Source organism: Streptomyces sp. NPDC094143, from assembly GCF_040303825.1.
GTDB lineage: Bacteria > Actinomycetota > Actinomycetes > Streptomycetales > Streptomycetaceae > Streptomyces.
Window position 1 is genome coordinate 13,565 of record NZ_JBEOTZ010000004.1, and the last position, 26,205, is coordinate 39,769.

A 26,205-nucleotide genomic window follows, 5' to 3' on the forward strand; every position below is an offset into this window, starting at 1 on the left:
ACGTGATCCGCACCTTGCTCATGAAGTGATCTGCACCTTGCTGTGGTCTCCGAGGACGAAACGGTAGGCGCTGGGGACGCTGGGCGCCGGCGTCACCTCGACGTGCCGGCCGATCAGCGAGGCCTCGATCCGGCCGACGCCCAGGATCGAGGAGTCCCGCAGCACGATGGAGAACTCCAGTTCGCTGTCGGTGATCCGGCAGTTCTCCGCGACGGAGGTGAAGGGGCCCACGTAGGAGTTGCTGACGAGCGTGCCCGAGCCTATGACGACGGGTCCGACGACACGGGAGTTGACGATCCGGGCGCCCTCCTCCACCACGACCCGTCCGATGGTCTCCGATGCCTCGTCCACGTCGCCGTCGATGCGGCGCTCCACGCCTTCGAGGACGGTGCGGTTCACCTCGAGCATGTCGCCGACGTTGCCGGTGTCCTTCCAGTAGCCCTTGATGACCGTGGAGCGCACGTCGGCGCGGGCGTCGATGAGGTGCTGGATGGCGTGGGTGATCTCCAGTTCGCCGCGCCAGGACGGTTCGATGGCGCGGACGGCCTCGTGGATGAGGGGCGTGAACATGTAGACGCCGACGAGGGCGAAGTCGCTCTTGGGCTCCTCGGGCTTCTCCTCCAGCCCGATCACCTGGCCGGACGGGTCGAGTTCGGCGACGCCGAAGGCGCGCGGGTCGGCCACGCGTGTGAGGAGGATCTGCGCGTCGGGCCGGTGGGTGCGGAACTCGTCGACGAGGCCGGTGATGCCGCCGACGATGAAGTTGTCGCCGAGGTACATCACGAAGTCGTCGTCGCCGAGGAAGTCCCGGGCGATCAGGACCGCGTGGGCCAGCCCGAGGGGCCGTTCCTGGGGGATGTAGGTGACGTTCAGGCCGAACTTCGACCCGTCCCCCACCGCTTCCTCGATCTCCGCGGCCGTGTCCCCGACGATCATGCCCACGTCCGTGATGCCGGCGTCGGCGATCGACTCCAAACCGTAGAAAAGCACGGCCTTGTTGGCCACGGGCACCAGTTGCTTGGCCGACGTGTGAGTGATCGGCCTCAGCCGCGTTCCTGCACCACCGGACAGCACGAGAGCCTTCATTCAGCTCACCTTAGCCGCCATCCGGCGGATGTGAACATCACTTCTTTCGGTCGTCGACGCGTGCGGTTCTCCGGCACGTCACCGAGCGGCTTCCCGCGGAGCGGTCAGTCCTCACCCCGGACGATGTTCCACTCCGGGCCGGAGTGCGCGGGGGCGGCCCGGTCCTCCACGGCGGGGAGGCAGGTGCGCGGCGCGGCCTTGCCGCGCAGGCGGCGCGCCTTCGACCAGCCGGTCTCGGGCCGGCGGAGGAGCATCTTGTCAGGGCTGTCCATGGGCGTCACGACTCATCATCTTCCTTCTGCGTCCGCGGGTGTTCGAGTCCCCAGGGAGAAGGCGAACAAACACGGGCGCGGACGCCGGCACGCCCTCCCCCAACCCCTCGTGACGGTCCCGCCGTTCACCGGAACGTGCGACGGCCCCGCACACGGGGCGGGTGTGCGGGGCCGTCGGCCGGGTCGCCTCGGTCAGGTGTCGGGACGCGCGGCGCTGATGTCGCCGAGCGCGACTCCGGGTCGCGTTCCATGGCCAGGTCGCCCAGGGAGACGATGCCGACGGGGTGCCCGTGGCCGACGACCGGGATCCGGCGCACGGAGTGCTCACGCATCGGCTCCACGGCCTGCCCGAGGTCCTCCTCCGGGCGACGGTGACCAGCTCGTCGCTGCAGGCGCCGGCCACGGTGGTCTGCTCGGGGTCGCCGCCCCGGCTGAGGCACCGCACCACCAGGTCCCGGTCGGTGACCACCCCGCGCAGATCGTCGCCGTCCGTCACCGGGACGACCCCGAGGTCCTCGTCGCGCATGAGGCGCGCCACCTCGGCGACGGAGGTCTGCGGCTCGACGGTGACCGGGTCGGCGGTCATGATGTCGCGGACATGCCGAGCCATGACGTTCCTCTTCCTTCGGCTCGTGCGGTTCTCTCCGTCCTGTGCGGTCCGGGTGCCCGGACCGCACCCGCCGTCACCAGCCGCGTCCGGCCTCCAGCAGGCGGTCGCGGACGAGGGCGACGTGCGGGTTGCCGGAGGTGCCGGGTCGCTGGACGAGGTAACCGGTGTTGATCGGCGCGTCCTCGGGGGCGGCGAGGGGGACGAGGGCCCCGGAGGCCAGTTCACCGGCGCACAGGTAGCGGGGCAGGACGCTGAAGCCGGCGCCGGCCGAGACCAGCGCCAGGACGGCCCTGAGATCCGGTACCGAGACGGCCGCGCGGCAGTTCAGGCGCCGGCCGAAGACGTGCCGCCAGTAGCGGCGCACAATGGGCAGGTCCTCGGCGTACGTGATCAGCGGCACGCCGTGCAGTGCGGCGGGCCCCTCGGCGGCCAGCCGCTCGGTGATCCGGACGGCCCAGGCGGGGGCGGCGACCAGGACGAACTCCTCGTCCGTGAGCGGCACGGCCGACAGGGTGCGGCCGCGGGGCCGGGTCGTGGCGATCACCAGGTCGTGGCGGCCGGCCCGCAGTTCGTCGAGCAGGGGCTCGGTCAGCCCCATGGTGACGCGCAGCCGTACGCCCTCGGTGACGAGCGGGGCCAGGGCGGGCAGGGCGCGGGTGGACAGCAGCTCGGCGGGCCCGGCCAGGTGGACCGGCTCGGCGTGCGTCTCCTCGCGGGGGCCGTGGCCGGTGGCCTCGGCGAGCGCGTCGAGGGGGGCCGCGACCCGGGCGGCGAGTTCGTCGGCGACGGCCGTCGGCGCGACGCCGCGCGGCAGCCGTTCGAACAGCTCCCTGCGGGTCTGGCGCTCCAGTGAGCGGATCTGCGTGGTGACCGTCGGCTGGGACAGCCCCAGGATCTGCGCGGCGGCCGTGAAGGAGCCGGAGCGGTAGACGGCCAGGAAGGTGCGCAGCAGGTTGAGGTCGGGCTGGGCGGGCGTCCCGGCCGCGCCGAGGGGGTCCGGAGGTCTCACGCGTCCGAGCCTACCGGCCCGAGCCATGCGGATTCCTATGGCAGCCATCGATTACGCCATTGGAAAACGGGTGGTCCGGGCGCCTACGGTCGTCCGTGTCCCAGTCATCGCCGCGCTGTCCCACCGCGGCCGTCCCCACGGAGATGCACCACCATGTCGAAGATCCTCTTCGTCGTCACCGGCGCCGACAGCTGGACGCTGGCCGACGGCACCCAGCACCCCACCGGCTTCTGGGCCGAGGAGGCCGTCGCCCCCTACGAGGCGTTCCGGGCCGCCGGGCACGAGGTCGTCGTGGCCACGCCCGGCGGTGTCGTGCCCACCGTCGACCGGGCTTCGCTGGCTCCCGAGGTGAACGGGGGCGAGGAGAACGCCGGCCGGATCGCGAAGGCGCTGGAGTCCTTCACCGAACTGCGGAGTCCTCTCCGCCTGGAGGACGTCCGGCTGGACGACTACGCGGCCGTCTTCTACCCGGGCGGCCACGGCCCGATGGAGGACCTCGCGGTGAACGCGGACTCGGGCCGGCTGCTGGCCCGGGCCCTGGAGTCGGGCCGGCCGCTCGGTGTGGTCTGCCACGGCCCGGCCGCGCTGCTGGCGGCGGTGGACGCCGACGGCAGCAACGTCTTCGCCGGGTACGAGGTCGCCGCGTTCACCAACGCCGAGGAGATCCAGGGCGGCCTCGCCGACCGCGCGAAGTGGCTGCTCCAGGACCGGCTCACCGAGGCGGGCGTGACCGTACGGGCCGGTGAGCCGTGGGCCCCGCACGTGGTCACCGACCGCAACCTGGTCACGGGCCAGAACCCGGCCTCGTCGGCACCGCTGGCCGAGGAGCTCCTGAAGCGGCTGGGCTGAACCGCGGAAACCGCCGGGTCCGGCCGACCGCGGGGGATACGAAGTGGCCGAGCCCGGGAAACCGCCGGGCCGGTCGCGACGGGACCCCGTCCCGGGGCGTGCGCCACCGTCCGGCCGGGCGCGGCGGACACCAGTCGGCCGAACCCGGGGAACCGCCGAGCCGGCCGCGGCAGGAGCGCCCCGGGGAGCGCCCGCCAGGCTCCGGCCGGCCGCCGCGGATGCCAGGCGGCCGAACCCCCGGGAAACCGCCGGGACGGTCGCGGCGGGCCCCCGGCCCCGGGCGGGTGCGCCGCTCAGCGGTCCAGGTCCAGGTCCAGTACCAGTTCCGCCCACACCTGCTTGCCGCCGCTGACCGGCAGGGTGCCCCAGGTCGCCGAGAGGGCCTCGACGAGCAGGATGCCGCGGCCGCCGGTGGCCTCCCAGCCGATGCTGGTGGGTCGGACCGGGGTGCGCGGCGATGCGTCGGCGACTGCGACCCGCAGGCGGTTGTTGATGAGCGTCAGGTCCATGCGGACACGGCCGTCGGTGTGGACCAGGGCGTTGGTGACGAGTTCGGAGACCACGACGAGCACGGCGTCGTGGTCTTCGGTGACGCCCCAGGAGCGCAGCGTGCGCCGGACGAAACGGCGGGCCTGCCCGACCGCCTGCGGGACCCGCCACACCGTCCAGCTCTCCCGCAGCGGGCGCAGGTCCATGCCGTCGTAGCGCAGCAGGAGCAGGGCGACGTCGTCGCTGCGCCGGGCCTCGTCGAGGAGGGCGTCGGCGACGAGCCCAAGGTCGACCGGGACGGCTTCGGCCAGCCGGCCGGCCAGCCGGTCCATACCCTGGTCGATGTCGGCCTCGGGCGTCTCGACGAGGCCGTCCGTGGCCAGGGCGATCAGCGTGCCGGGCGGCAGCCGCAGCGGGCTCATGGGGAAGTCGGCCCGGGTGATCACCCCGAGGGGCGGGCCGCCCTCGGCCTCCGCGACCTCCGTCCGGCCGTCCGGGTAGCGCAGCACCGGCGGCAGGTGCCCGGCCCGCACGCACCAGGCGGAGCCCTCCTCCAGGTCGAGGTCGACGTAGCAGCAGGTGGCGAAGAGCTCGCTGTCCATGTCCATGAGCAGCCGGTTGGTGTGCGCGACCACCACGTCCGGCGGGTGCCCCTCGACGGCGTAGGCGCGCAGGGCGGTGCGCATCTGGCCCATGAGCGTGGCGGCGCCGGCGCTGTGGCCCTGGACGTCGCCGATGACGAGGCCGACGTGGTGGTCGGGCAGCGGGATGACGTCGTACCAGTCGCCGCCCAGTTCGAGCCCCGCGGTGCTGGGCAGGTAGCGGGCGACGGCCACCGCGCCCGGCAGCTGGGGCAGGCGGCGCGGCAGCAGCTGGCGCTGGAGCATGCCGACGAGTTCGTGTTCGGCGTCGAAGGCCCGGGCCCGCACGAGGGCCTGTCCGGCGAGGCCGGCGCACGCGGTGAGCAGGGCCCGCTCGTCGGCGCCGAAGTCGTGCGGGGCGTCCCAGCCGATCAGGCAGGCCCCGGCCATGCGGTTGCCTGCGGGCAGCGGCAGGACGGCGAGACCGCCGGGCCCGACCTCGCCGAGTGCGCGTTCCAGGGGGCTGCCGGCGGGCCAGATCCGGGCCCGGCCCTCGCGCAGCGCGGCGGCGAGGGTGGGCATGGCACGCACGGGCGCGTCGGGCCACTCGCCGCGCCACTCGGCACGCCACAGCTCGGGCCAGGCCTCGGGTTCGGGCGGGTCGAGGACGGTGACGACGAGCCGGTCGCTCTCCAGCTCGGCGAGCGCGATCCGGTCGGCCCTGAGCGGCCGGCGCAGCGCCGCGACCACGGCCTTGCCGACGTCGCGCACGGTGACGGCGGTGGCCAGCGCGGCGGCCAGGCGCTGCACGCGGGCCACGTCGGTGACGTCGGAGCGCAGGGTGGAGGCGTCGGCGACGGTCCCCACGAGCCGGGCGGGCCGGCCCTCGCCGCCGGGCACCAGGCGCCCGCGCAGCCGGAGCCACTTCGGTGGCCCGGCGGGCTGGAGCACGCGGAACTCCAGCTCCCGGTCGCCGATGGACATGTGGTCGGCCTCCACCACCGACATCAGGGACGGCAGGTCCTCCGGCACGGTGAGGCCGAGCAGGGTCTCGACGCGGCCGTCGAACCCGCCGGGATCGAGGCCGAACAGGTCCAGCAGGTCGTCGCCGACCCGGACCCGGCCGGTGTCCATGGCCAGGCTGAACGCGCCCGGCGGCAGCTCGGCGCCCTCGGCGGGCGCGGCCGGGGCGGTGTAGGCGACGGCCTCGGCGACGAGTTCCAGGCACTCGCGGTCGTCGGGGCCGAAGCCGTCGGGGCGCTCGCTGACGGCGAGCAGGCAGCCGCCGCCGTTGCCGTGGACGGGCAGGGCCGTCAGGTGGAAGTCCCGGGACGGTGTACGCCGGGACTGTGCGCGCGCGGCGAGTTCCGCCGGGCCGAGGGAGACGGGCCGGCCGTCGCGGTGGGCCTCGGCGACCGGGGACCGGCCGGCGCGCGGGTAGGTGTCGCGCAGTCCGTACAGGGTTCTGGGCACCCCGGCCGACTCGACCAGGCACAGCAGTTCGCCGTCCGCGCTGGGCGTGTAGACGGCGGCGAACGCCGCACCGGCGAAGACGAGTGCCTGTTCGAGGACGCGGCGCACCCGGTCGGGTGACTCCTGATCGGCCGCGACCGCTTTGAGGGCACCTTCGGCACGCGGCGTTCGCGTTCCGCGTTCTCGGGCGCCCGGACTGACCACGTTGGCCATTACAGCGCTAATGAGACACCCGCGCAGCCCCTGTGAGCGTTCCGTGCGCCCGCGCTCACCCGTGCACTCGAAAGGTGTCGAACGTGTCATGACCCCTGCGTTCCGCACGGTGACTCGTGACAGCCTTGACCGTGCGGGCCCCTCGGCCGGCCGGCAGGCACAAGTTCGTCCCGGACCGCACCTGCCGCACCTGCGCATCACCAAGTGCGCTGGGGCGCCGGAGAAGGCGCTGCGCTTCTCCAACGGCGACGGGGTACGGGGCCCGACACCCGCGACGGGCGCGAGGTCGTCGCGAAGGAGGGCCGGCCGCACGCGGGGCCCGCCTCGGACGGCGCTTCGGGGGCCGACTCCGTGTGACCGACGGTAACCGGCGCCGTCGCCGTCCGTTCGTCGTGCGCGACGGGCCGCCAGGGGGGAGATTTGTTCCTGGGCCCGGTCGCGCGGCCGTGCGAGGAGGTGGTCGGCGTGTCCGACGGGCAGTCGTCCGCGCAGGCGCCGGCAGCCGCCAGGGCGCCGGTCGGCCGGCCACTGCTGTCCCTGGCGCTGGCCTCGATGATGGACGAGGTGCACGCCCACTCCGGCGCGGTGTACCTGCTCGCGCCGGACCAGCCCGTGCTGGAGATGGCGGTCATGGCCGGGCTGCCCCGGGCGTTCGCCGCGCCCTGGGAACGGGTGGGGCTGAGCGCGCCGATCCCGGTGGCCGACGCGGCGCGCGAACGACGGCTGGTGTGGGTCGGCGGCGAGGAGGAGATGGCCCGCCGGTACCCCCGCATCGCCGTGGTGCTGCCCTATCCGTTCGCCCTCGCGGCGGTGCCGATCGCCACCGACTCCACGGTGTACGGCGCGGTCTTCGTGACCTGGCCGGGTGCGCATCCGACGGAGCTGTCCGACCACGAGCGCGAGCACCTGACGGCGGCCTGCGCCCGGCTGGCGGTCCGGCTGGAGCGGGCCGCCGAGCACAGCATCCCGCCGCACCCCGAACCCGACCTGGTCGCCGCGCCCCTGGTGGGCGGCGTGGCCGGGACGCTCGGCACGGTCGAGGCGGCCCGGATGGTGAGCCGGCTGCCCTACGGGCTGGTGTCGCTGGATCTGCACGGGCGGATCGGCTTCGTCAACGCGGCGGCGGCCGAGCTGCTGAACGTCCCGGTCAGCCGGCTGCTGGGCACGCAGCTGTGGGCGTCGGTGCCGTGGCTCAACGACCCGGTCTACGAGGACCGGTACCGGGCCGCGCTGTTCAGCCAGCACATCACCTCGTTCGTGGCGCTGCGCCCGCCCGGCGAGTGGCTGTCGTTCCGGCTGTATCCGAGCACGACGGGCCTGAGCGTGCGCATCACCCGGTCCCGGGCGGTGTCGGAGATGAACCGGACCGCGCCGCCGCCCGACGGGACGCCGTCCCGGCTGGTCACCATCTCGCAGGTGCTGAACCTGGCCGGGGCGCTCACCGAGGCGGTCGGGGTGCAGGACGTGGTGCAACTGGTCGCCGACGAGATCGCACCGGCCGTGGGCAGCCAGGCCCTGGTCGTGCTGGGCTCGCGGGCGAACCGGCTGCGGGTGCTCGGGCACCGCGGCTACCCGGACGCGCACGTGGTCGAGCGGTTCGACGGCCTGCCGCTGACCGAGCCGACGCCGGGCACGCAGGTGCTGCGGACGGGCGTGCCGGCGTTCTTCGAGTCGCAGGAGCAGCTGGAGCGCCTGTACCCGGCGCGGCTCGCCACGCCCGACGGCTTCGCGGCATGGGCCTATCTGCCGCTGATCGCCCAGGGGCGGCCGGTGGGGACGTGCGTGCTCGCCTACGCCGAGCCGCATCCCTTCCCGACCGAGGAGCGGGCGATCATGACCAGCCTGGCCGGGCTGATCGCCCAGGCGCTGGAGCGGGCGCTCCTCTACGACGCCAAGCACCGGCTCGCGCACGGCCTCCAGGAGGCGCTGCTGCCGCACTCGCTGCCGTCGCTGCCCGGCATCGTGGCGACGGGCCGCTATGTGCCGGCCACACAGGGCATGGACATCGGCGGCGACTTCTACGACCTGGTGCGCACGCAGGGCATGGCCGCGGCGGTGATCGGGGACGTCCAGGGCCACAACGTCACGGCGGCCGGGCTGATGGGGCAGGTGCGTACGGCGGTCCGGGCGTACACGGCCGTGGGCCAGGCTCCCGAGGAGGTCATGCGCAGCACCAACCGGCTGCTGCTGGAGCTGGGATCCGACCTGTTCGCCAGCTGCCTGTACCTGCGGCTCGACCCGGCGCAGGGGCGGGCCGTGATGTCCCGGGCGGGCCACCCCCCGCCGTTGCTGAGGCGGCCGGACGGGCGGGTGCGCGTCCTCGATCTGGCCGGGGGGCCGCTGCTCGGCATCGACGCCGGGGCGATGTACCCGACGACGGAGGTCGCCCTCACCCCCGGCTCCCTGCTCGTCCTCTACACCGACGGGCTGGTGGAGTCCCCCGGCACGGACTTCGAGGAAGCCCTGGCGGACCTGGGCCGCCGCCTGGCCGACGCCGGCGACCAGCCGCTGGACGAACTGGCCGACAGCCTCGTCCACCACGACCGCCATCACGCCGACAGCGAGGAACGCCTCGACGACATCGCCCTGCTGCTGATCAGAGCAGTCGGCTAGAACGACAGCCGCCCGGGGATCCGACCACGCGGGGCCGTCTGCCGGACGCAGACCGCCCTGGCCCCGGGCGTGGCGACCGGGTCCCAGGCAGCCGGCCCGTGGCGCGAGACCGCAGCCGCCCGCGCGCCGGAAGGCCCGTCCGTCACACCACCGGGCCGGCGAGCACCGGGCGGCACCAAACCACACAGACCGCTCGCCCCGGCTCCCGGCTCGCGGCTCGCGGCTCCCGGCTCGCGGCTCCCCGCTCCCGGCTCGCGCGATCCTCGGCGGGGCCGAAAATATCTGGCCGGGCCGCCTTCGATCCCGCACGCTGCGCGGCCGGAACACCGGCCACCGCCGAAGCACACGCTCCGAACCCGGAAGCGGGCCCACAGACCGCAGCCGCCAGGCCGCGCGGCCCGCGTGCCCGAGTCGCCGGCACCGGCAGGGCGACGGGCCGGTCCTCCCGCCGGAGGGCCGGCCCGTTTCACCGGCGGCCGGAATCGTGGCCGGACGGTGGCTGGGACGTCGGACAGCCGGTCCGGTTCCGCCAGGAAGGGGGGCGGGACCGGACCGGCTGCCGACGTGGTGGGGTCAGCGCGACTCGGTCAGACCCGAGTCGTCCCCGACGCCCTGGCCGGTGTCCTGACCGGCCCCGGCTCCTTCACCCGCACCGGCACCGGCCTCTTCACCCGCACCGGCCTCTTCACCCGCACCGGCCTCTTCACCCGCGCCCGCACCGGCCTCCTCGCCCGCACCGGCCTCCTCGCCCGCACCGGCCTCCTCGCCCGCACCGGCCTCCTCGCCCGCACCGGCCTCTTCACCGGCACCGGCCTCCTCGCCCGCGCCCGCTCCGCCGCCCGCGGCTCCGCCGCCGAGGGTCGCGCCGACCGCCTCCAGCGCCGTGGTGACCGGCTGGAAGAAGGTCTCGCCGCCGACCGTGCAGTCACCGCTGCCGCCGGAGGTCAGGCCGATCGCGAGTCCGTCCTGGGTGAACAGCGAACCGCCGCTGTCACCGGGCTCGGCGCAGACGTTGGTCTGGATGAGGCCGGTGACCGTGCCCTCCGGGTAGTTCACCGTGGCGTCGAGGCCGAGGACCTGGCCGTCGGCGAGCCCGGTGGTGCTGCCCATCCGGAAGACCTCCTGGCCGACGGTCGCCTCCGCGGCCTCGGTGATCCGCACCGTCTGGTTGCCGAGGTTGACCTCGCTGGGCGCCTCGGTCGCCGGGTCGTCGTACTTCACGAGTGCGAAGTCACCGTCGCCGGGGAACGTCGACTGGTCGACCGTGGCGATCGGCCGGCCGCCCTGCGCGTCGGACCACTCGTTGCCGCCGAGGGTGCAGTGACCGGCCGTCAGGAACGCCGGGGAGCCGTCGCCCGCGGTGACGTTGAAGCCGAGGGAGCAGCGCGAGCCGCCTGCGAAGATGGCGTCGCCGCCGGAGACGAACGGCTTGAAGGTGCCCGCGGACTTCTTGATGGTCGCCATGCCGGAGCCGAGGCTGCGCACGGTGGATTCCAGCCTGTCCCACTTGGCGCCGGTCACGGTGCTGTCGGCCGTCACCAGGAGCTTGTTGGTGCGCGGGTCGATCGACCACGAGGTGCCCGCGATGGTCGCCTCGGACTTCAGCGTGGACGCGCCCTGCTGGAGCTCCGACCAGCTGTTGTCGACCTCGCGCACCTTCGCGCCGGCCGCCTTCGCCTGCACGATCACGTTGTTGTTGTCGCCCGGTACGACGTTGACGACGAGCTGCTGGTTGCCGCCGTCGTAGTAGGAGCCGCCGAACGCGTCACCGAGGAGCCCGGCGAGCTGCGAGGCGAGATCCGAGGCGTCGCCGGCCTTCAGGGTCTTCGGCGCGGCGGCCGTACCGTCGGACGAACCGTCCTGCGACGCGTTGGCGTTGGGCAGCAGGATCGCGGCCGCGCCGAGCGCCACCACGCTGCCCGCCGCTATCGCGGCCTTGCGCTTCGGAATTCGCTTGTGACTCAAACTTCTCTCCTCCTGGGGGACGGAGTGGGGGCCGCCGTCCGGCAGCTCGTTGGGGGGCGCCTGGATGGCTGTTGGTACGCACGGGCCGCGCGGGGCGTTCAATCCCGTTTGCACATCGCCTCTTCGCATCACGGAGTCAGCCGGCCACCATCGGCCCGGCACGCTCCGCAAGGAAGCAGGAACGTTCCGTTGCGATCGCCGAGTTGAATCCCACCTCCAGCGAATCTGCACATCGCATGCTCAACCCGGTCACCGAAAAGCAGGTCCTCCGCCTGCCCTTCGCGTCGGTCACGCCTTTGGGGCCGGAGTGCCGGATTCGCCGTCCCGCGATACAAGAGCTGAATTGAGCCGATGCCGTGGCGCATGTGAAGAAGTCGCCACCAAGGCGTGCGCGGTTCTGCACGGATAAGCGCTTCTGCGTCGCAAGTTGCCTGGTGGGAGGGGTGGTTGATTGGAATCCCGCGCCCGCAGCGTGCTTTGATCCATCGCACCGCGGGGGCCGCGAAGGGCATTTGGAAACGGATGTCCGGCGCTCGTGGTCGCGGCCGTCATCTGTCCCCAGAGGGGGCCGCTCCCCCCTTGTGAGATATCCAATGAAGGGAAGTTCCATCATGAACTCCACCCCCCAGGTTGAGACCGTCGAGATCGCCGACGCCGAGCTCGACGCCGTCTCCGGCGGCCTGTCCGTGAACGCCGTGAGCACCGTCACCGAGACGGTGGACGGCATCGCTCCGGTTTCCGGCCTGGTGAACACCGCCGTCGGCACCGTCGAGGGTGTCACCGGCCTGAACACGGCCCCGGTCACCAACCTGGTCGCCGGTCTCTGATCCGGCCTCACGCCGTTGACTCCCGGAGCCGCAGCCGGCGGTTCCGGGATCTTCGGGTGCCGTGACCAGGCGCCCCGACAGCCTCCGCCACATCTGTAAGAACCTCTTCTACGGGTGAGGGAAGTTCCTTGCAGTTCCGCCAACAGGCCCTCGCCAAGCTCCAGTCGCCGGAGGAGCTCGACCTTCCGGTGCGGTTCGCGCGCCCGCAGGGCTGGCTCGTGCTCTCGGTGACGGTCGTCGCGATGGCGGCCGCCTCGGTGTGGGCGGTGACCGGCTCGGTGGCCTCCACCGTCAGTGCGCCCGCCATCCTCACGCACGGCCGGGGCAGTTACGTCCTGCAGAGCCCCGTCGCGGGCCAGGTCACCGCCGTCCTGGCCCGCCAGGGTGAGCAGCTCCCGGCGAACTCCCCCGTGCTCAAGGTCCGCACCCCCGGGGGCGAGACCGTCGTCCGCACGCTCGACGCCGGCCGGGTCTCCGCGCTCGCCGCGACCGTCGGGCAGATCATCCGGACCGGCGCGGACGTCGCCGCCGTGGAGAAGGTCGCCCGCACCGGGGACCCCCTCTACGCCACGCTCTACGTGCCCGCCCAGAACGCCGCCGCGATCCCCGAGGGCGCCGCCGTCGACCTGACCGTCCAGTCGGTTCCGACGCAGGAGTACGGCGTGCTGCGTGGCCATGTGAAGTCCGTGGACCGCTCGGCCCAGTCGCCGCAGCAGATCGCCGCGTTCCTCGGGGACAGCCAGCTCGGCGAGCAGTTCACGAGGAAGGGCAGGCCGGTGGCCGTGACGGTCCGGCTGGACAAGTCCTCCGCCACGAAGAGCGGTTACGCGTGGTCCTCCGCGGAGGGTCCGCCGTTCAAGCTGACGTCCATGACGCCGGCCTCCGGCTCGATCAAGCTGGCCGACCAGCGTCCCGTCGACTGGCTGCTGCCATGAGCGCGACCGCACAGGAGAACCGGGGCAGGCGCCGCGCCGCCCCGCCGAAACGCAAGGTGCCCAAGACCGCGGCGAAGACCGTACGCACCCCCACCGTCCTGCAGATGGAGGCCGTCGAGTGCGGCGCCGCCTCCCTGGCGATGGTGCTCGGCCACTACGGCAGGCACGTGCCTCTGGAGGAGCTGCGCATCGCCTGCGGCGTCTCGCGGGACGGCTCGCGCGCCAGCAACCTGCTGAAGGCGGCCCGCAGCTACGGCCTGACGGCCAAGGGCATGCAGATGGACCTGGCGGCCCTCGCCGAGGTGAAGTCGCCGGCCATCCTGTTCTGGGAGTTCAACCACTACGTCGTCTACGACGGCATGGGCCGCCGCTTCGGCCGCCGGGGCGTCTACATCAACGACCCGGGCAAGGGCCGCCGGTTCGTGCCCATGGAGGACTTCGACGGCAGCTTCACCGGTGTCGTGCTGGTCATGGAGCCCGGCGAGGACTTCACCCGGGGCGGCCGCAAGCCGGGCGTGCTGGGCGCGATGCCCGCCCGGCTGCGCGGCACCGCGGGCACCATGCCGGCCGCCGTCCTGGCGAGCCTGCTGCTGGTGGCCGTCGGTGCGGCGGTGCCCGCGCTCAGCCGCACCTACATCGACGAGTTCCTGATCGGCGGCCGGACCTCGCTGCTGGGCGTGCTGTTCACGGCGATGGCGGCGTGCGTGCTGCTCACGGTCGTGCTGACCTGGCTGCAGCAGGCCAACCTGCTGCACGGCCGGATCATCTCCTCGACCCTGTCCAGCGCCCGCTTCCTGCGGCATCTGCTGCGGCTGCCGGTGACGTTCTTCTCCCAGCGCAGCCCGGCCGACCTCGTCCAGCGGCTCCAGTCCAACGACGCGGTCGCCGAGACCCTCTCCCGCGACCTCGCGGCGGCGGGCGTGGACGCGATCGTGGTGGTGCTGTACGCGGTGCTGCTGTACACCTACGACCCGCAGCTGACGTTCGTCGGCATCGGCGTGGCCCTGCTGAACATCGTGGCCATGCGGGTCGTGGTGCGGCTGCGCGCCACCCGCACGGCGAAGCTGCGCGCCGACACGGCCCGGCTCACCAACACCGCCTACACCGGGCTGCAGCTCATCGAGACGATGAAGGCGACCGGTGGCGAGGACGGCTACTTCCGCAAGTGGGCCGGGCAGCACGCCACCACCCTGGAGGAGCAGCAGCGGCTCGGGGTGCCGAGCGCCTGGCTGGGCGTGGTCGCGCCGACGCTCGCCACCCTCAACAGCGCGCTGATCCTGTGGATCGGCGGCCTGCGGGCGGTCGAGGGGCACATCTCGGTCGGCCTGCTGGTCGCCTTCCAGGCCCTGGTCACCCGGTTCACCGCCCCGCTGACCCGGCTGAACGGCGTCGCCGGCCGCATCCAGGACTTCGCCGCGGACGTGGCCCGGCTCAAGGACGTGGAGAACTTCAAGGCAGACCCGCTCTACGGCCGCCCCGGCGCCGGCGAGTCGACGCGGCGCCTGACGGGTCATGTGGAGCTGGAGAACATCACCTTCGGTTACAGCCCGCTCGACAAGCCGCTGCTCACCGGCTTCGACCTGACCGTCGGGCCCGGGCAGCAGGTGGCGCTGGTCGGCGGCTCCGGCTCCGGCAAGTCCACGGTGTCGCGGCTGATCTCCGGCCTGTACGCGCCGTGGGAGGGCGTGATCCGCATCGACGGGCAGCGCATCGAGGACATCCCGCGCGGGGCGCTGGCCGCCTCCGTCTCCTTCGTCGACCAGGACGTGTTCCTCTTCGAGGGCACGGTCCGCGACAACGTGGCGCTGTGGGACCCGTCGATCCCGGACGACGCGGTCGAGGACGCACTGCGCGACGCCGCCCTGTACGACGTGATCACGCGCCGGCCCGGCGGCATCCACAGCAGGGTCGAGCAGGACGGCCGCAACTTCTCCGGCGGGCAGCGCCAGCGCCTGGAGATCGCCCGGGCCCTGGTGCGCCGCCCGAGCATCCTGGTGCTCGACGAGGTGACCAGCGCGCTCGACGCGGAGACCGAGCTGGTCGTGATGGACAACCTGCGCCGGCGCGGCTGCGCCTGCGTGGTGATCGCGCACCGGCTGAGCACCGTGCGCGACAGCGACGAGATCGTCGTCCTGCAGCACGGCACGGTCGTGGAGCGGGGTCGGCACGAGGAACTGGTGGCGCGCGGCGGCGCCTACGCGGCACTGGTCAGGGAACGGTGACATGACGACCGTCCACGAAGGACACGACGGGGACCTCGTCCTGGGCGCCTTCGGGCAGCTGGGCTCGCGCCTCGACTGCGCCGGGTTCAGCCGCCTGGACCTGGAGGGCCCGCAGGTGCTGTGGCTGGTCGCGGCCGGCGCGGTCGACCTGTTCGCGGTCGACGCCGGCCGGCAGGGCCACTGGCACCACCTGGGCCGGCTGGAGGCGGGCTCGCTGGTGCTCGGCCCGGTGGCCGGACCGCAGCACACCCTGGTGGCCCGCCCGCTGCGGGACTGTGTGGTGCACCGCATCGGCCTGCGCGAGCTGTACCAGCCCGCCCACACCGCGACCTGGTCGTACGACAGTCACGGCGACCCGCAGTACGTGCCGCCGACGACGAGCCCCCTGGAGTACGCGCTCGCCCTCGGCGTCGGCCGCAGCCTGTCCATCCTGTTCCAGGCACCGATGGCCACGGAACGGGCGGCCGCCCCCACGGACGACGACGTGTTCTGGATGCAGGTGCCGCCGGGCAGCGTGCAGTACGGCTCGCTCTACGGCGCAGAGGCGGCGGCGGACCTGCTGATGGACCCGGCGCTGTGGCAGTCCATGGTCGACCAGCAGTACCGGCTGCTGACCACGCTGGACCGCTGGATCGAGCAGCTGGAGCGCACCCACGAGGACCGCACCGCCGAGGGCATCAAGGCCGGTGAGGCGGTACGCGCCCAGGCCGATCAAACCCTGCTCGCCTCCATCGGCAAGCGGTCGGCGAAGCGGACCACCGCGGCCGACGCCGACGCGACCTACGCGGCGTGCAAGCTGGTCGCGCGAGCGGCCGGCATCAGCCTCTCGGAGCCCACGCAGAAGGGCACCGGAGGTGACCGCCTCGACCCGGTCGAGCAGATCGCCCTGGCCTCCCGGGTGCGTACCCGGGCCGTACGGCTGGACGGCCGCTGGTGGCGGGACGACGTCGGGCCGCTGGTGGGCCGGCGGGCCCTGTCGGGCGCGCCGGTGGCGCTGCTGTGGCGACGCGGCGGATACGTGGCGGTCCACCCTTCCACCGGGCGCGAGACACCGGTCGAGAAGGCGAACGCCGACGAGTTCGAGCCGCGCGCGGTGATGTTCTACCGGCCGCTGCCCGAGCGGGGGCTCGGTCCGCTGCGGCTGCTGCGGTTCTGTGTGCGGGGCATGCGCGGCGACCTGACGGCTCTGCTGCTCAGCGGGCTGGTCACGGTGGCGATCGGGGCACTGGTGCCCATCGCGACGGGCAAGGTGCTCGGCGAGTTCGTGCCCAGGGCGCAGACGGACCTGATCGTCCAGGTGTGCCTGGCGGTGATGCTCAGCAGTGTGGTCGCCGCGGCCTTCATGCTGTTGCAGAACCTCACCATCCTGCGGTTGGAGGGCCGTATCGAGGCCACGCTCCAGCCGGCCGTGTGGGACCGGTTGCTGCGGCTGCCGACGAAGTTCTTCACCGAGCGCTCCACCGGCGAACTGGCCAGCGCGGCCATGGGCATCAGCTCCGTCCGCCGGCTGCTCGCGGGGGTCGGGCCCACGGTCGCCCAGTCGGTGACGGTCGGGGTGATGAACCTCGGGCTGCTGCTGTGGTTCAGCGTGCCGATGGCGATGGCCGCGATCGGCATGCTCGTCGTCATCGCCGCGGTGTTCCTGGGACTCGGTCTGTGGCAGGTGCGCTGGCAGCGACGGCTGGTGGTGCTCTCCAACAAGCTCAACAACCAGGCGTTCCAGACCCTGCGCGGCCTGCCCAAGCTGCGGGTGGCCGCCGCCGAGAACTACGCCTACGCCGCCTGGGCGTCGGAGTTCGCGCGCAGCCGGGAACTGCAGCAGCGGGTCGGCCGCATCAAGAACATCACCTCGGTGCTGGGCGCGGTGTACCTGCCGCTGTGCACGCTGCTGATGTTCATGCTGCTGGCCGGTCCGGCCCGGGGCTCGATGTCGGCGGCGGCGTTCCTCACGTTCAACACGTCGGTGACGATGCTGCTGACCTCCGTCACCCAGCTCACCGGCGCGTTCGTCTCGGCGGTGGCGGCGCTGCCGCTGTTCGAGGAGATCAAGCCGGTGCTGGACGCCACGCCCGAGGTGCGCGCGGCGAGCACCCGGCCGGGTCCGCTGACCGGGGCGATCGAGGCGCGGCGGTTGTCCTTCCGCTACGCGGACGACGGGCCGCTGGTCCTGGACGACGTGTCGTTCGAGGTGCGGCCGGGCGAGTTCGTGGCGATCGTCGGCCCGAGCGGCTGCGGCAAGTCGACGCTGCTGCGTCTGCTGATCGGCTTCGACCGTCCCGTGTCGGGCAGCGTGCTGTACGACGGTCAGGACCTGGCGGCCCTCGACCAGTCCGCGGTGCGCCGCCAGTGCGGTGTGGTGCTGCAGCACGCGCAGCCGTTCACCGGCTCGGTCCTGGACGTCATCTGCGGCACCGAGCCGTACACGCCGGAGGAGGCGATGGCGGCGGCCGAGATGGCCGGGCTCGCCGAGGACATCAAGCGGATGCCGATGGGCCTGCACACCATCGTGTCGGGCAGCGGGGCCGTCTCCGGCGGCCAGCGCCAGCGGCTGATGATCGCCCAGGCGCTGATCCGCCGGCCTCGGATCCTCTTCTTCGACGAGGCGACCAGTGCCCTCGACAACGAGACGCAGCGCACGGTGATCGAGAGCACCAAGGCCCTCAACGCCACCCGGATCGTCATCGCGCACCGCCTGTCGACCGTGCTGGACGCCGACCGGGTCGTGGTGATGGAGGAGGGCAAGGTCATCCAGCAGGGCCCGCCCGCGCAGCTCCTCGCCGACACGAACGGCCGGCTGCACGAGCTGGTGCGGCGCCAGATGGCGTGACGGAGCGCACCCGCCGGACCTCCGAGGGCGCATCCTCGGCCATCCCGCGGGCGGAGCCGTTGGCCCGGGCCGGAAATGGGTACCCACCGCGCATGCGAATCAGCGTGGTGGACGTGGGATCGAACACGGTCAGACTTGTGGTCGCGGACGCGGAGGACGGGGTACCGCTGCCCGTGCACACCGCCAAGTGGCGTCTGAGGCTGTCCGAGCAGGTCACACCGTCGGGACCCATCCCGGAGCAGGCCGTGGAACAGCTGGTGCACGCGGTCGCGGAGGCGAGCAGGACGGCCACCCGGTGGGGCGCGGCCGGGCCGTTGGCCTTCGCGACCGCCGTGGTGCGCAACGCGCCGAACCGGCAGGAGGTGCTGCACACCGTCCGCACCCGCACGGGCGTGGACCTGTGCACGCTGCCCGGTGAGGTCGAGGCCGAGCTGACGTTTCTCGGGGCCCGCCGCTGGATGGGCTGGCGCTCGGGCCCCCTCGCCCTGCTGGACATCGGCGGCGGCACCCTGGAGGTCGCCTTCGGGCGCGGCCGGCTGCCGGACTTCGTGGCGTCGCTGCCACTGGGGGCGCGGCGGCTCACCCACGAGCACTTCGAGGACGAGGACCCGCCGTCGCCCGAGCAACTGCGTGCCCTGCGCCGCAAGGTCCGCCACCAGCTGCGGGACGTCGCGGCCCGGATCCGCTGGGAGGGCCCGCGCACGGCGGTCGCCACCTCCCGCACCTTCCAGCAGCTGGGCCGGCTGTGCGGCGCCGCGCCCGGACGCCACGGCCCGTTCGTGGACCGCGAGATGCGCCGGGAAGACCTGCGGGAGGCCATCAAGCAGCTGGCCGCCCTGCCCGCGGCGGAACGCGCGCGCCTGCCCGGCATCTCCGCGCCGCGGGCCGCGCAGAGCCTGGCCGGGGCCGTCGTCGGGCACACGGCGATGAAACTGACCGGCCTGCGCTCCCTCACCGTCTGCCCCTGGGCGATCCGCGAGGGTGTGATGCTGCGGCACATCGAGGACGGCCCGTCCTGGTGGGCGGAGGTGACCCGGCGCAACGCGGAGGCCGCCCCGGCCGAACCCGTACCGCTGCGCATCGCGACCGCCTCGACATGAGCCCGTGCCCTGCCCGGGGCGGCGGCAGCACCCGACGCACCGGCGATTCGCGTTCCGCACCGAGGAAAGGAGACCCCGTGTCCCACGACCAGCACCGCGACCACTCCGGCAAGCAGCCCGAGACGGCTCTGGAGGAGGTCCTGCACGAGATCGAGGACGCCGAGACCCGTACGCAGGACTCCGCCGGGCAGCGGCGCCACCTGGGCGAGGCCGCAGACGCCACCACCCCGAACACCGGCGCCCAGGAGCAGGCCGGAGGGGACTGAGTCCCACGGCGCCATGACCAAGGTCTCCCACTCCGGCGGTGACCTGGGGCCGCCTTCGGGTACCCGGCGCTCATGGAGCACGAAGAACCAGGACTGCCGACGCCGCGCGGCCCGCTGAGCCGGGGCGTCGAGGCGTATCTGCGGGGCGCGGGCCGGCTGCCCCGCATGGAGGACGTCGCCCGGGCCGCCGTGTACGGCGAGGACCTCCAGCTCGCCCTCTACGTCTGCTACGAGCTGCACTACCGCGGTTTCGCCGGGGTGCCCCCGGAGCGCGAGTGGGACCCCGACCTGCTGCGCGTGCGGGCGGCCATGGAGCACCGCTTCCTGTCCGCCCTGCGCACGGATGCCCGGGTCCACGACAGCGTGGACGAGGCCCTGGCGGCCCTGCTGGTCGAGCCCGTGGAGGGCACGGGCGTCTCGTACTTCCTGCGCGACGAGGGCGAACTGTGGCACCTGCGCGAGTACGCGGCACAGCGGTCGCTGTACCACCTCAAGGAGGCGGACCCGCACGCCTGGGTGCTGCCGCGGCTGTGGGGGCGGGCGAAGGCCGGGATGGCGGCGGTGGAGTTCGACGAGTGGGGCGGGGGGCGCGCCGACCGCGTGCACGCCCGCCTGTTCGCCGACCTGATGACGGACCTGGGCCTGGACACCACCTACGGCCGCTACCTCGACGCGGCGTCCGCCGAAGCGCTGGTCACCGTGAACATGATGTCCCTCTTCGGTCTGCACCGCTCCCTCCGGGGCGCCCTGGTCGGCCATTTCGCGACGGTCGAGATCACCTCGTCACCGGGTTCGCGGCGGCTCGCCGAGGCGATGCGCCGCAACGGCGCCGGGCCAGCGGCCGAGCACTTCTACGACGAGCACGTCGAGGCCGACGCGGTCCACGAGCAGGTCGTGCGGCACGAGGTCATCGGTGGTCTGCTGGAGCAGGAGCCCCATCTGGCCCCGGACGTCGCCTTCGGCATCGACGCCACCGAATTCGTCGAGGAGCGCTTCGGTGCCCGGCTGCTCGCCGACTGGCGTGCGTCACGTTCGTCACTGCGGGAACCGCTGGCCCGCGAAGCGACCCATATCTCCTGAGCAGCGGGGTACTCGGCGGCCGTGAATCCACTGGTACTCCCGGGCGTGTACGCCCCACAGGAAGACACCGAGCTGCTGGCCGGTGCCCTGTCCGACGAAGCGCTCCCCCCGGGCGCGGAGGTACTCGACGTGGGCACCGGCTCCGGCGCCCTGGCCCTGGAGGCCGCCCGCCGCGGTCTGCGGGTCACCGCCGTCGACGTGTCCTGGGGCGCCGTGCTGGCCGCCCGGCTGAACGCCCGGCGGGCAGGGCTGCGGGTCCGCATCCGGCACGGGAACCTCTTCGGGCCGGTGCGCGGAGAGACGTTCGACCTGATCCTGGCCAATCCGCCGTACGTACCGGCGCCGCACGGCCACCGTGAGCCGCGCGGCGCGGCCCGGGCGTGGGACGCGGGCGGCGACGGGCGGCTCGTCGTCGACCGGATCTGCCGGGAGGCGCCCGCGGCGCTGCGGCCGGGCGGTGTGCTGTTGCTGGTGCAGTCGGCGCTCAGCGACCCGGACCTCACCGTCCGGCAGTTGCGCACGGCCGGTCTGAAGGCCGCGGTGACCCGCCGGCAGCACATTCCGTTCGGTCCCGTGCTGCGCGGCCGGGAACGCTGGCTGCGGGAGCAGGGGCTGCTGTCCGCCGAGGAGGACAAGGAAGAGCTGGTGGTGATCCGTGCCGAACTCCCCGTCTGACCGGTCCGAGGCACCGCGCCGCGTCTCCGTGCAGCGCAAGGGCCCGTTGCTGATGGAGGGCCCGGTGGAGGTGGAGCTGGAGGACGGCTCCGTCGTCTCCTCCGACCGCTTCCGCGTGGCCCTGTGCACCTGCCGCCGCAGCCGCCGCTACCCGTGGTGCGACACGAGCCATCGTGACCGGGCCTGAGGCACCGGGACGCGACCGGGCCCGGGACGTGAGAAAGGCCCGGGGGCCGGCGGGCGGCCCCACTCCGCCCGCCGGCCCCCTTGTACGAGATCGCGGCCCCCGTGACAGCGGCCCGGCTCCCCAGCCACGGCCCGCTGTGGATCACGGGAACGGCGCGATCCCGGTTCATGGGAGTGCCGGCCCCTAGAAGGAGAAGACGCCCGTTCCGTAGGCGTTCTTCATGCACTCGTTGGAGAAGGTGCGCTCGTAGGAGACGCGCTGGCCCTGCCAGACGCCGTCCACGGTGACGACCACCGGGTCGTACTGCTTGGTGCACATCACGCCCTCCGTGGCGGTCAGGGCGTCGAAGTCGCCGCTGACGCCGCGCAGCTCCGCGCAGGCCTCGGCGGCGGCCGGGTGCGTGCCCGCCGGCCGCGGGGCACAGGTCAGGGTGACCGCGCGTTCCGGAGTCGCGGAGATCGCGCTCTCGCCGTGGCCCACCGTGAGGACGAGGGCCGACGGGGCGTAGAGCGCGGTGGGGGCCTGACCCGCGTCGGCGAGCGCGGCCCCGGAGAGGGGCCCGCAGACGGCGGTGGCCGTCAGTCCGACAGTCATGGCCCAGCGCGCGGTGGTCCGCATTGTGTGCATCCTTCCGCTCGATTACAGGGTGTGCCGGCCCGTGCTCGGTCGGTGCCGGGTCGGCGAGCGCCACTCTGCCGAGTCCGCCGCGGAAACACACATCGACCCCACGGGTTTCAGTAACATTGCGTATTGAATCAGTGGCGCGAAGTTACGGAATCGGAGCGGGTGAAGCCCGCAACCGCACGGCCTCCGGCATCACGAAGCGGCCAGATGGCCGATTCTCATGTGCTCCTTAATAGGCCTGAAACATTCCGATTCCGCTCCCAGGTGACCACTTTGCAACCGCTTGCGTTCATGCTCCGTCTCCCCGAAGGCCTCTTCGAGGACCTGACCGAGGTCACGGCCAGGGGCCCTGAGCCGGGACCTTCCATACCGCTCGGTATCGTCGCCCGCACGGCACGGTCTCGACGAGGAGACGACGAGAGGCGGATACGTACGGTGGCCAAGCACTGGGCGGACTTCCAGTACGAGATCTATCTGAACGGGATGACGGGTGCCGTACCGCGGCTGCCCACCGATCTGACCCGGCTGGAGGAGCTGACCGAGCAGCGGCTCGGGCCCGGCCCGGTCGGCTACGTGGCGGGCAGCGCGGGCGCCGGCAGTACCGCCCGGGCCAACCGGGCCGCCCTGGAGCGGCGCCGGATCGTGCCGCGCATGCTGCGGGACGTGCACGAACGGGACCTGTCGGTGGAGGTGCTGGGCCGTGCCCTGCCGGCCCCGCTGGCGCTCGCCCCGGTCGGCGTGCTGTCGATCATGCACCCGGACGCCGAGTCCGCCGCGGCCCGTGCCGCCGCCGCACAGGGCGTGCCGTACATCCTGTCCTCGGCGTCCAGCACGCCCCTGGAGCAGGTCGCCGAGGCGATGGGCGACGCCGAGCGGTGGTTCCAGCTGTACTGGCCGAAGGACCCGGAGGTGGCGCGCAGCTTCCTCACCCGGGCGAAGGCGGCGGGGTTCGGCGTGCTCGTCGTCACCCTGGACACGCCGCTGCTGGCCTGGCGGCCCCGCGACCTCGACCAGGCCTATCTGCCGTTCCTGCACGGCGTGGGCACGGCGAACTACTTCTCCGACCCGGCCTTCCAGGCGGGCCTGGCCAAGCCGGTGCACGAGGATCCGAACGCGGCCGTGATGCGGTTCGTCGGCATGTTCTCGGACCCGGCCAAGACCTGGCCGGACCTGGCGTTCCTGCGGGAGAACTGGGACGGGCCGATCGTCCTCAAGGGCGTACTGCACCCGGACGACGCCCGGCTGGCCGCCGACGCGGGCATGGACGGCGTGGTCGTCTCCAACCACGGCGGACGGCAGGTGGCCGGCTCCGTCGCGGCGGCCGACGCGCTGCCCCGCGTGGTGGAGGCCGTCGGCGACCGGCTCACCGTCCTCTTCGACAGCGGCGTGCGCACCGGCGACGACGTCTTCAAGGCCCTCGCCCTCGGTGCCCGCGCCGTCCTGGTCGGCCGCCCCTACGTCTACGGCCTCGGTCTGGACGGGCAGGCCGGCGTCGAGCACGTCATCCGCTGTCTGCTGGCCGAACTCGATCTCACCCTCGCCCTGTCGGGCCACGCCACGCCGGGCACGATCGGGCCGGGCGACCTCGTCGAGGACCCGGCGTGACGACGGGACCGCGCGGCCCGAGTTCCGCGCGGCCCCGTCCGGCCCGAAGGGCCCCGGTTCAGCCGGTGCGGCCGGCCGGGACGGTCACCTGGCGGGCCGCCGGGCTCTGCCGCTCCTCGATCGACAGGGAACCGGACGCCGTCGCCACGGGCTCGGCCCGCCAGCGCTGGGCGTCGGAGCGGTCGCGGACCTTGACGACGATGTCGGCGTCCGGGTCGTCGTCGGCCGGGGCGAGGGCGAGCTGCTCGTCCCAGCGGGGCAGCAGCTCTCCGCGGACGGTGAGGTCGTAGCGCACGTCGTCGCCCCGCTCGGCATCCTCGTCGGCGCAGGTGCCGAGGACCACGACGCCGGCGTCCTTGTGGGAGTCCAGGCACAGCCCGGGATCCGCGACGCTGCGCAGCGACCCGTCCTTCTCGTACGTCCACTGCTGGGTCCACACCGTCGAGCACGGTGCCAGCTTCGTCCCCGATCCCTCCTTCGGCAGGCCCCTGATGTCGAGGCACAGGTCGGCGCCGGTGTTGCGCAGCCGTGTCACGCCCGGCGCGGTGGGCAGTCCGGCCGTGCCGGGCGGCGTCGCGGCGGTGGCACCGCCGCCTCCGGCGGCGCTGTCGGAGCCGGCCGGGTCGGCCTTCCCGCCGTCGTACGACGAGGTGCTCAGGACGAGCACGGTCGCCAGCACGCCGGCCGACACCGCGCCGACGCCCGAGAGCAGCGCCCGGGAGGAGCGCAGGGCCTGCGGGATCCGCGCGCCGGGGACGCGCGCCGGCAGCGGGACGCGGGAGAGCAGCCGGCGGCCGCCGGTGCCGCGCCGCCCTCCGCGCCGGCCGGCGCGACCGCCCCGCGTGCCGTGCACGGCCCGGCCCGGACGGGAATCGAGGTAGCGGCGGGCGCCCCAGCCCAGCACCGCTTCGGCGATCAGCGGGCCCAGTGGCCCCTCGAAGTGCCCCAGCTGCTCGGCCGCGTCCCGGCAGTAGCGGCACTGGGCCACGTGGTCCTGGACGTCCGGCAGGAGGGCGCCGCCCCGGCGGATGGGGACGTCGAGCAGGCGGTTGTAGAACCGGCAGTCCTGGGTCGGCGCGAGTTCGCGATGGGCCCGTACACAGCCTTCGCGGAATGTGTCACGCGCCTGTTCGAGGGCGGCCGAGGCGATGTCGGTGTCCATGCCCAGCAGACCGGCCGGGACGGTTATGGGATCGGCCTCGACCTCGACGTGCCAGAGCAAACAGCGCGCGGCCGCGGGAAGTGCCTGGAATGCCCGCTCCGTGAGGGCCCGATTTTCGGGGGTCATGGACGTGGCCGCACGCAGTCCGCGTCCTCCGGCCGGTTTCTGCAGTGCGGGCAGAACGGCCGATATTCGATCGTCGCCGGACCACTCGCGGATCGTGTCGCGCACGGTCACCAGAAGGGCCGGGCGCAGCGCGACGGCCGACTCCCCGAAGGCGAGGCGGTTGAGGGTCCGGTGGAAGGCGGTCCCGGTGACCATCGCGGCGACCTGCGCCGAGGAGGCGAGACAGATGACCGCGTAGTCGTGCACCGGCTGATAGTGCCGCGCCATGAGCAGCGCGACGGAATGGGCGGCTACCCCGCCCTCCGGGCTGCCTCTCAACGGGGCGGCGAGGCTTTCGTCGGATTCCCCCGGATCCCCGCCGGGCGGGGGATACGGAGGTCGAGGGGGGTGGGGGGTGGGCACTGAGATGGTTCCTTCCCACGCGCAGGTGGCACACAGAAGTCCTGCCGCCGAAAAAGGAGCCCGGTTGGTGCGTACCTTTTTGGGCGCGGCGCGGGGGGTGCGAATTCGCCGACGGGAATCGGACCCGGTCAACAAATGCCGTGCGACTCTTGGTCATTCCCCCCGCACATGCGTTGCACTCTTGCACAATCCCCACACGGCCAACAAGGCGCACGGACAACATCCCTGCCATTGACAGAAAGTCAGAACGGAACGCCTCTTCGCAGGTCGCACCGGTTTTCGATCCTTCATATCTGCCAGGCGCGCAGCCGGTCCGCCGCGCCGTAGACGTCGGTCGTGCCGGACATCAGATCGCGGGCCAGATCGACGAGGGCGCCGTACGGCGGGTCGATGCCGACGCCGCTGACGAACATGTAGGCCACGGCCGTCGCACAGGCGAAGCGGGCGTTGGCCGAGGGCAGCGGCCGCAGTACGGCGAGGGTGTGCAGCAGCGCGGCGGCCCGCCACGCCGGGTCGGAGTTCACCCCGAGGCGCGGCGGGTCGACGCGGTGCCGGGCGACGGCGGCGACCAGCGCGGAGAAGTCGTTGATCGTGGGCTGGTCCGGCAGGACCTCTTCGTGGCGCTGGAGCAGCCAGGGCACGTCGATATGGAGGACGGGTGCCATCGGTCAGACGGCCCGTCCCTCGCCCTTGGTGGGCGGTTCGTCCTCGGGGAAGGCGGCGGCGAACTCGTCGGCGTGGGTCGCGAAGAACCGCCGGAAGGCCTCCGCTCCCTCCTGCAGCGCACGGTGGCGGGCTATGTCGGCGGCGGCCGCCTCCCGCACGAGCGCCTTCATGGACGTACCGCGCTCCTTGGCGATCTGCCGCAGGTCCTCAAGTTCGCGGTCGCTGAACTCGACGTTGAGAGCTGGCATGCCTTCACGGTAGCGCTCGGGTACTGGCCCGTAAATAGCCCCAGGTCACACCGAGTACGGACCGGTACCGCCCAGGCGTCCCGCCCGTCCGGG

General features: G+C 73.1%; 21 protein-coding genes and 1 pseudogene. 12 read left to right on the forward strand and 10 right to left on the reverse strand.

Going from position 1 to position 26,205, the window contains the following annotated elements:
- Window positions 1-18: 18 nt before the first annotated feature.
- The 4 genes and pseudogenes from ABTZ58_RS06490 to ABTZ58_RS06505 form a co-directional block, all read right to left on the reverse strand.
- Window positions 19-1,086, reverse strand: a complete 1,068-nt coding sequence (locus tag ABTZ58_RS06490) for a glucose-1-phosphate thymidylyltransferase (protein WP_351351036.1) — start codon at window positions 1,084-1,086, stop codon at window positions 19-21.
- A 104-nt stretch (window positions 1,087-1,190) separates the two neighbouring features.
- Complete coding sequence (locus ABTZ58_RS06495; protein WP_351351038.1) at window positions 1,191-1,358, reverse strand: hypothetical protein; 168 nt, start codon at window positions 1,356-1,358, stop codon at window positions 1,191-1,193.
- Window positions 1,359-1,550: 192 nt separating this feature from the next.
- Window positions 1,551-1,968: pseudogene (locus ABTZ58_RS06500) on the reverse strand (CBS domain-containing protein).
- 73 nt (window positions 1,969-2,041) lie between these two features.
- Window positions 2,042-3,004: a LysR family transcriptional regulator gene (locus ABTZ58_RS06505; protein WP_502996020.1), complete on the reverse strand. Its 963-nt coding sequence runs from the start codon at window positions 3,002-3,004 to the stop codon at window positions 2,042-2,044.
- Window positions 3,005-3,130: 126 nt separating this feature from the next.
- Here ABTZ58_RS06505 and ABTZ58_RS06510 point away from each other — a divergent pair, with 126 nt between their 5' ends.
- Window positions 3,131-3,826 carry a type 1 glutamine amidotransferase domain-containing protein gene (locus ABTZ58_RS06510; protein ID WP_351351042.1) on the forward strand — a complete coding sequence of 232 codons (696 nt, stop codon included), beginning with the start codon at window positions 3,131-3,133 and terminating at the stop codon, window positions 3,824-3,826.
- Between the two features lie 293 nt (window positions 3,827-4,119).
- Here ABTZ58_RS06510 and ABTZ58_RS06515 read toward each other — a convergent pair whose 3' ends face one another.
- Window positions 4,120-6,582 carry a SpoIIE family protein phosphatase gene (locus ABTZ58_RS06515; RefSeq protein ID WP_351351044.1) on the reverse strand — a complete coding sequence of 821 codons (2,463 nt, stop codon included), beginning with the start codon at window positions 6,580-6,582 and terminating at the stop codon, window positions 4,120-4,122.
- Window positions 6,583-7,047: 465 nt separating this feature from the next.
- On the opposite strand from ABTZ58_RS06515, the gene ABTZ58_RS06520 reads away from it, so the two are divergent.
- Window positions 7,048-9,195 (forward strand): PP2C family protein-serine/threonine phosphatase, encoded by a 2,148-nt coding sequence (locus ABTZ58_RS06520; RefSeq protein WP_351351046.1) that lies wholly within the window; start codon window positions 7,048-7,050, stop codon window positions 9,193-9,195.
- Between the two features lie 573 nt (window positions 9,196-9,768).
- Here ABTZ58_RS06520 and ABTZ58_RS06525 read toward each other — a convergent pair.
- Window positions 9,769-11,160 (reverse strand): S1 family peptidase, encoded by a 1,392-nt coding sequence (locus ABTZ58_RS06525; protein WP_351351048.1) that lies wholly within the window; start codon window positions 11,158-11,160, stop codon window positions 9,769-9,771.
- A gap of 611 nt (window positions 11,161-11,771) precedes the next feature.
- On the opposite strand from ABTZ58_RS06525, the gene ABTZ58_RS06530 reads away from it, so the two are divergent.
- The 9 genes from ABTZ58_RS06530 to ABTZ58_RS06570 all read left to right on the forward strand — a co-directional run bounded on the left by ABTZ58_RS06530 (window position 11,772) and on the right by ABTZ58_RS06570 (window position 21,279).
- A complete protein-coding gene (locus ABTZ58_RS06530) occupies window positions 11,772-11,987 on the forward strand; it encodes a type A2 lantipeptide (protein WP_351351050.1) in 216 nt (71 codons plus the stop codon).
- 128 nt (window positions 11,988-12,115) lie between these two features.
- On the forward strand, window positions 12,116-12,922 hold the full coding sequence (locus tag ABTZ58_RS06535) for an HlyD family efflux transporter periplasmic adaptor subunit (protein WP_351351052.1): 807 nt from the start codon (window positions 12,116-12,118) through the stop codon (window positions 12,920-12,922).
- Window positions 12,919-15,144: an NHLP family bacteriocin export ABC transporter peptidase/permease/ATPase subunit gene (locus ABTZ58_RS06540; RefSeq protein WP_351351054.1), complete on the forward strand. Its 2,226-nt coding sequence runs from the start codon at window positions 12,919-12,921 to the stop codon at window positions 15,142-15,144. Before ABTZ58_RS06535 ends, ABTZ58_RS06540 begins: the two co-directional genes overlap by 4 nt.
- Before the next feature lies 1 nt (window position 15,145).
- Window positions 15,146-17,971: an NHLP bacteriocin export ABC transporter permease/ATPase subunit gene (locus tag ABTZ58_RS06545; protein WP_351351056.1), complete on the forward strand. Its 2,826-nt coding sequence runs from the start codon at window positions 15,146-15,148 to the stop codon at window positions 17,969-17,971.
- 92 nt (window positions 17,972-18,063) lie between these two features.
- Window positions 18,064-19,071: a Ppx/GppA family phosphatase gene (locus ABTZ58_RS06550; RefSeq protein ID WP_351351058.1), complete on the forward strand. Its 1,008-nt coding sequence runs from the start codon at window positions 18,064-18,066 to the stop codon at window positions 19,069-19,071.
- A 77-nt stretch (window positions 19,072-19,148) separates the two neighbouring features.
- Window positions 19,149-19,337, forward strand: a complete 189-nt coding sequence (locus ABTZ58_RS06555; protein ID WP_351351060.1) for a hypothetical protein — start codon at window positions 19,149-19,151, stop codon at window positions 19,335-19,337.
- A gap of 72 nt (window positions 19,338-19,409) precedes the next feature.
- Window positions 19,410-20,417 carry an iron-containing redox enzyme family protein gene (locus ABTZ58_RS06560; protein WP_351351062.1) on the forward strand — a complete coding sequence of 336 codons (1,008 nt, stop codon included), beginning with the start codon at window positions 19,410-19,412 and terminating at the stop codon, window positions 20,415-20,417.
- 21 nt (window positions 20,418-20,438) lie between these two features.
- Window positions 20,439-21,092 (forward strand): HemK2/MTQ2 family protein methyltransferase, encoded by a 654-nt coding sequence (locus ABTZ58_RS06565; protein ID WP_351351064.1) that lies wholly within the window; start codon window positions 20,439-20,441, stop codon window positions 21,090-21,092.
- Window positions 21,073-21,279 (forward strand): CDGSH iron-sulfur domain-containing protein, encoded by a 207-nt coding sequence (locus ABTZ58_RS06570; protein WP_351351066.1) that lies wholly within the window; start codon window positions 21,073-21,075, stop codon window positions 21,277-21,279. Before ABTZ58_RS06565 ends, ABTZ58_RS06570 begins: the two co-directional genes overlap by 20 nt.
- A 183-nt stretch (window positions 21,280-21,462) precedes the next feature.
- Here ABTZ58_RS06570 and ABTZ58_RS06575 read toward each other — a convergent pair whose 3' ends face one another.
- A complete protein-coding gene (locus ABTZ58_RS06575; RefSeq protein WP_351351068.1) occupies window positions 21,463-21,897 on the reverse strand; it encodes a protease inhibitor in 435 nt (144 codons plus the stop codon).
- A gap of 441 nt (window positions 21,898-22,338) precedes the next feature.
- Here ABTZ58_RS06575 and ABTZ58_RS06580 point away from each other — a divergent pair, with 441 nt between their 5' ends.
- Entirely contained in the window at window positions 22,339-23,508 is a 1,170-nt protein-coding gene (locus tag ABTZ58_RS06580) for a lactate 2-monooxygenase (protein WP_351351069.1), read from the forward strand.
- Window positions 23,509-23,566: 58 nt separating this feature from the next.
- On the opposite strand, the gene ABTZ58_RS06585 is transcribed toward ABTZ58_RS06580, so the two are convergent.
- The 3 genes from ABTZ58_RS06585 to ABTZ58_RS06595 all read right to left on the reverse strand — a co-directional run bounded on the left by ABTZ58_RS06585 (window position 23,567) and on the right by ABTZ58_RS06595 (window position 26,112).
- The gene (locus ABTZ58_RS06585) at window positions 23,567-25,198 is read right to left on the reverse strand and encodes an RICIN domain-containing protein (RefSeq protein WP_351351071.1); all 1,632 of its coding nucleotides are present in this window, start codon (window positions 25,196-25,198) and stop codon (window positions 23,567-23,569) included.
- Window positions 25,199-25,485: 287 nt separating this feature from the next.
- Window positions 25,486-25,863 (reverse strand): toxin Doc, encoded by a 378-nt coding sequence (locus ABTZ58_RS06590; RefSeq protein WP_351351073.1) that lies wholly within the window; start codon window positions 25,861-25,863, stop codon window positions 25,486-25,488.
- Window positions 25,864-25,866: 3 nt separating this feature from the next.
- The gene (locus tag ABTZ58_RS06595) at window positions 25,867-26,112 is read right to left on the reverse strand and encodes a hypothetical protein (protein WP_351351075.1); all 246 of its coding nucleotides are present in this window, start codon (window positions 26,110-26,112) and stop codon (window positions 25,867-25,869) included.
- Window positions 26,113-26,205 lie beyond the last annotated feature (93 nt).

Coding starts and splice junctions, on each gene's coding strand:
- ABTZ58_RS06540 (WP_351351054.1), top strand. CDS start 12,919: ATGAGCGCGACCGCACAGGAGAACCGGGGCAGGCGCCGCGCCGCCCCG.
- ABTZ58_RS06495 (WP_351351038.1), bottom strand. CDS start 1,358: ATGGACAGCCCTGACAAGATGCTCCTCCGCCGGCCCGAGACCGGCTGG.
- ABTZ58_RS06510 (WP_351351042.1), top strand. CDS start 3,131: ATGTCGAAGATCCTCTTCGTCGTCACCGGCGCCGACAGCTGGACGCTG.
- ABTZ58_RS06590 (WP_351351073.1), bottom strand. CDS start 25,863: ATGGCACCCGTCCTCCATATCGACGTGCCCTGGCTGCTCCAGCGCCAC.
- ABTZ58_RS06530 (WP_351351050.1), top strand. CDS start 11,772: ATGAACTCCACCCCCCAGGTTGAGACCGTCGAGATCGCCGACGCCGAG.
- ABTZ58_RS06545 (WP_351351056.1), top strand. CDS start 15,146: ATGACGACCGTCCACGAAGGACACGACGGGGACCTCGTCCTGGGCGCC.
- ABTZ58_RS06575 (WP_351351068.1), bottom strand. CDS start 21,897: ATGCGGACCACCGCGCGCTGGGCCATGACTGTCGGACTGACGGCCACC.
- ABTZ58_RS06490 (WP_351351036.1), bottom strand. CDS start 1,086: ATGAAGGCTCTCGTGCTGTCCGGTGGTGCAGGAACGCGGCTGAGGCCG.
- ABTZ58_RS06550 (WP_351351058.1), top strand. CDS start 18,064: ATGCGAATCAGCGTGGTGGACGTGGGATCGAACACGGTCAGACTTGTG.
- ABTZ58_RS06515 (WP_351351044.1), bottom strand. CDS start 6,582: ATGGCCAACGTGGTCAGTCCGGGCGCCCGAGAACGCGGAACGCGAACG.
- ABTZ58_RS06505 (WP_502996020.1), bottom strand. CDS start 3,004: ATGGCTCGGGCCGGTAGGCTCGGACGCGTGAGACCTCCGGACCCCCTC.
- ABTZ58_RS06595 (WP_351351075.1), bottom strand. CDS start 26,112: ATGCCAGCTCTCAACGTCGAGTTCAGCGACCGCGAACTTGAGGACCTG.
- ABTZ58_RS06560 (WP_351351062.1), top strand. CDS start 19,410: ATGGAGCACGAAGAACCAGGACTGCCGACGCCGCGCGGCCCGCTGAGC.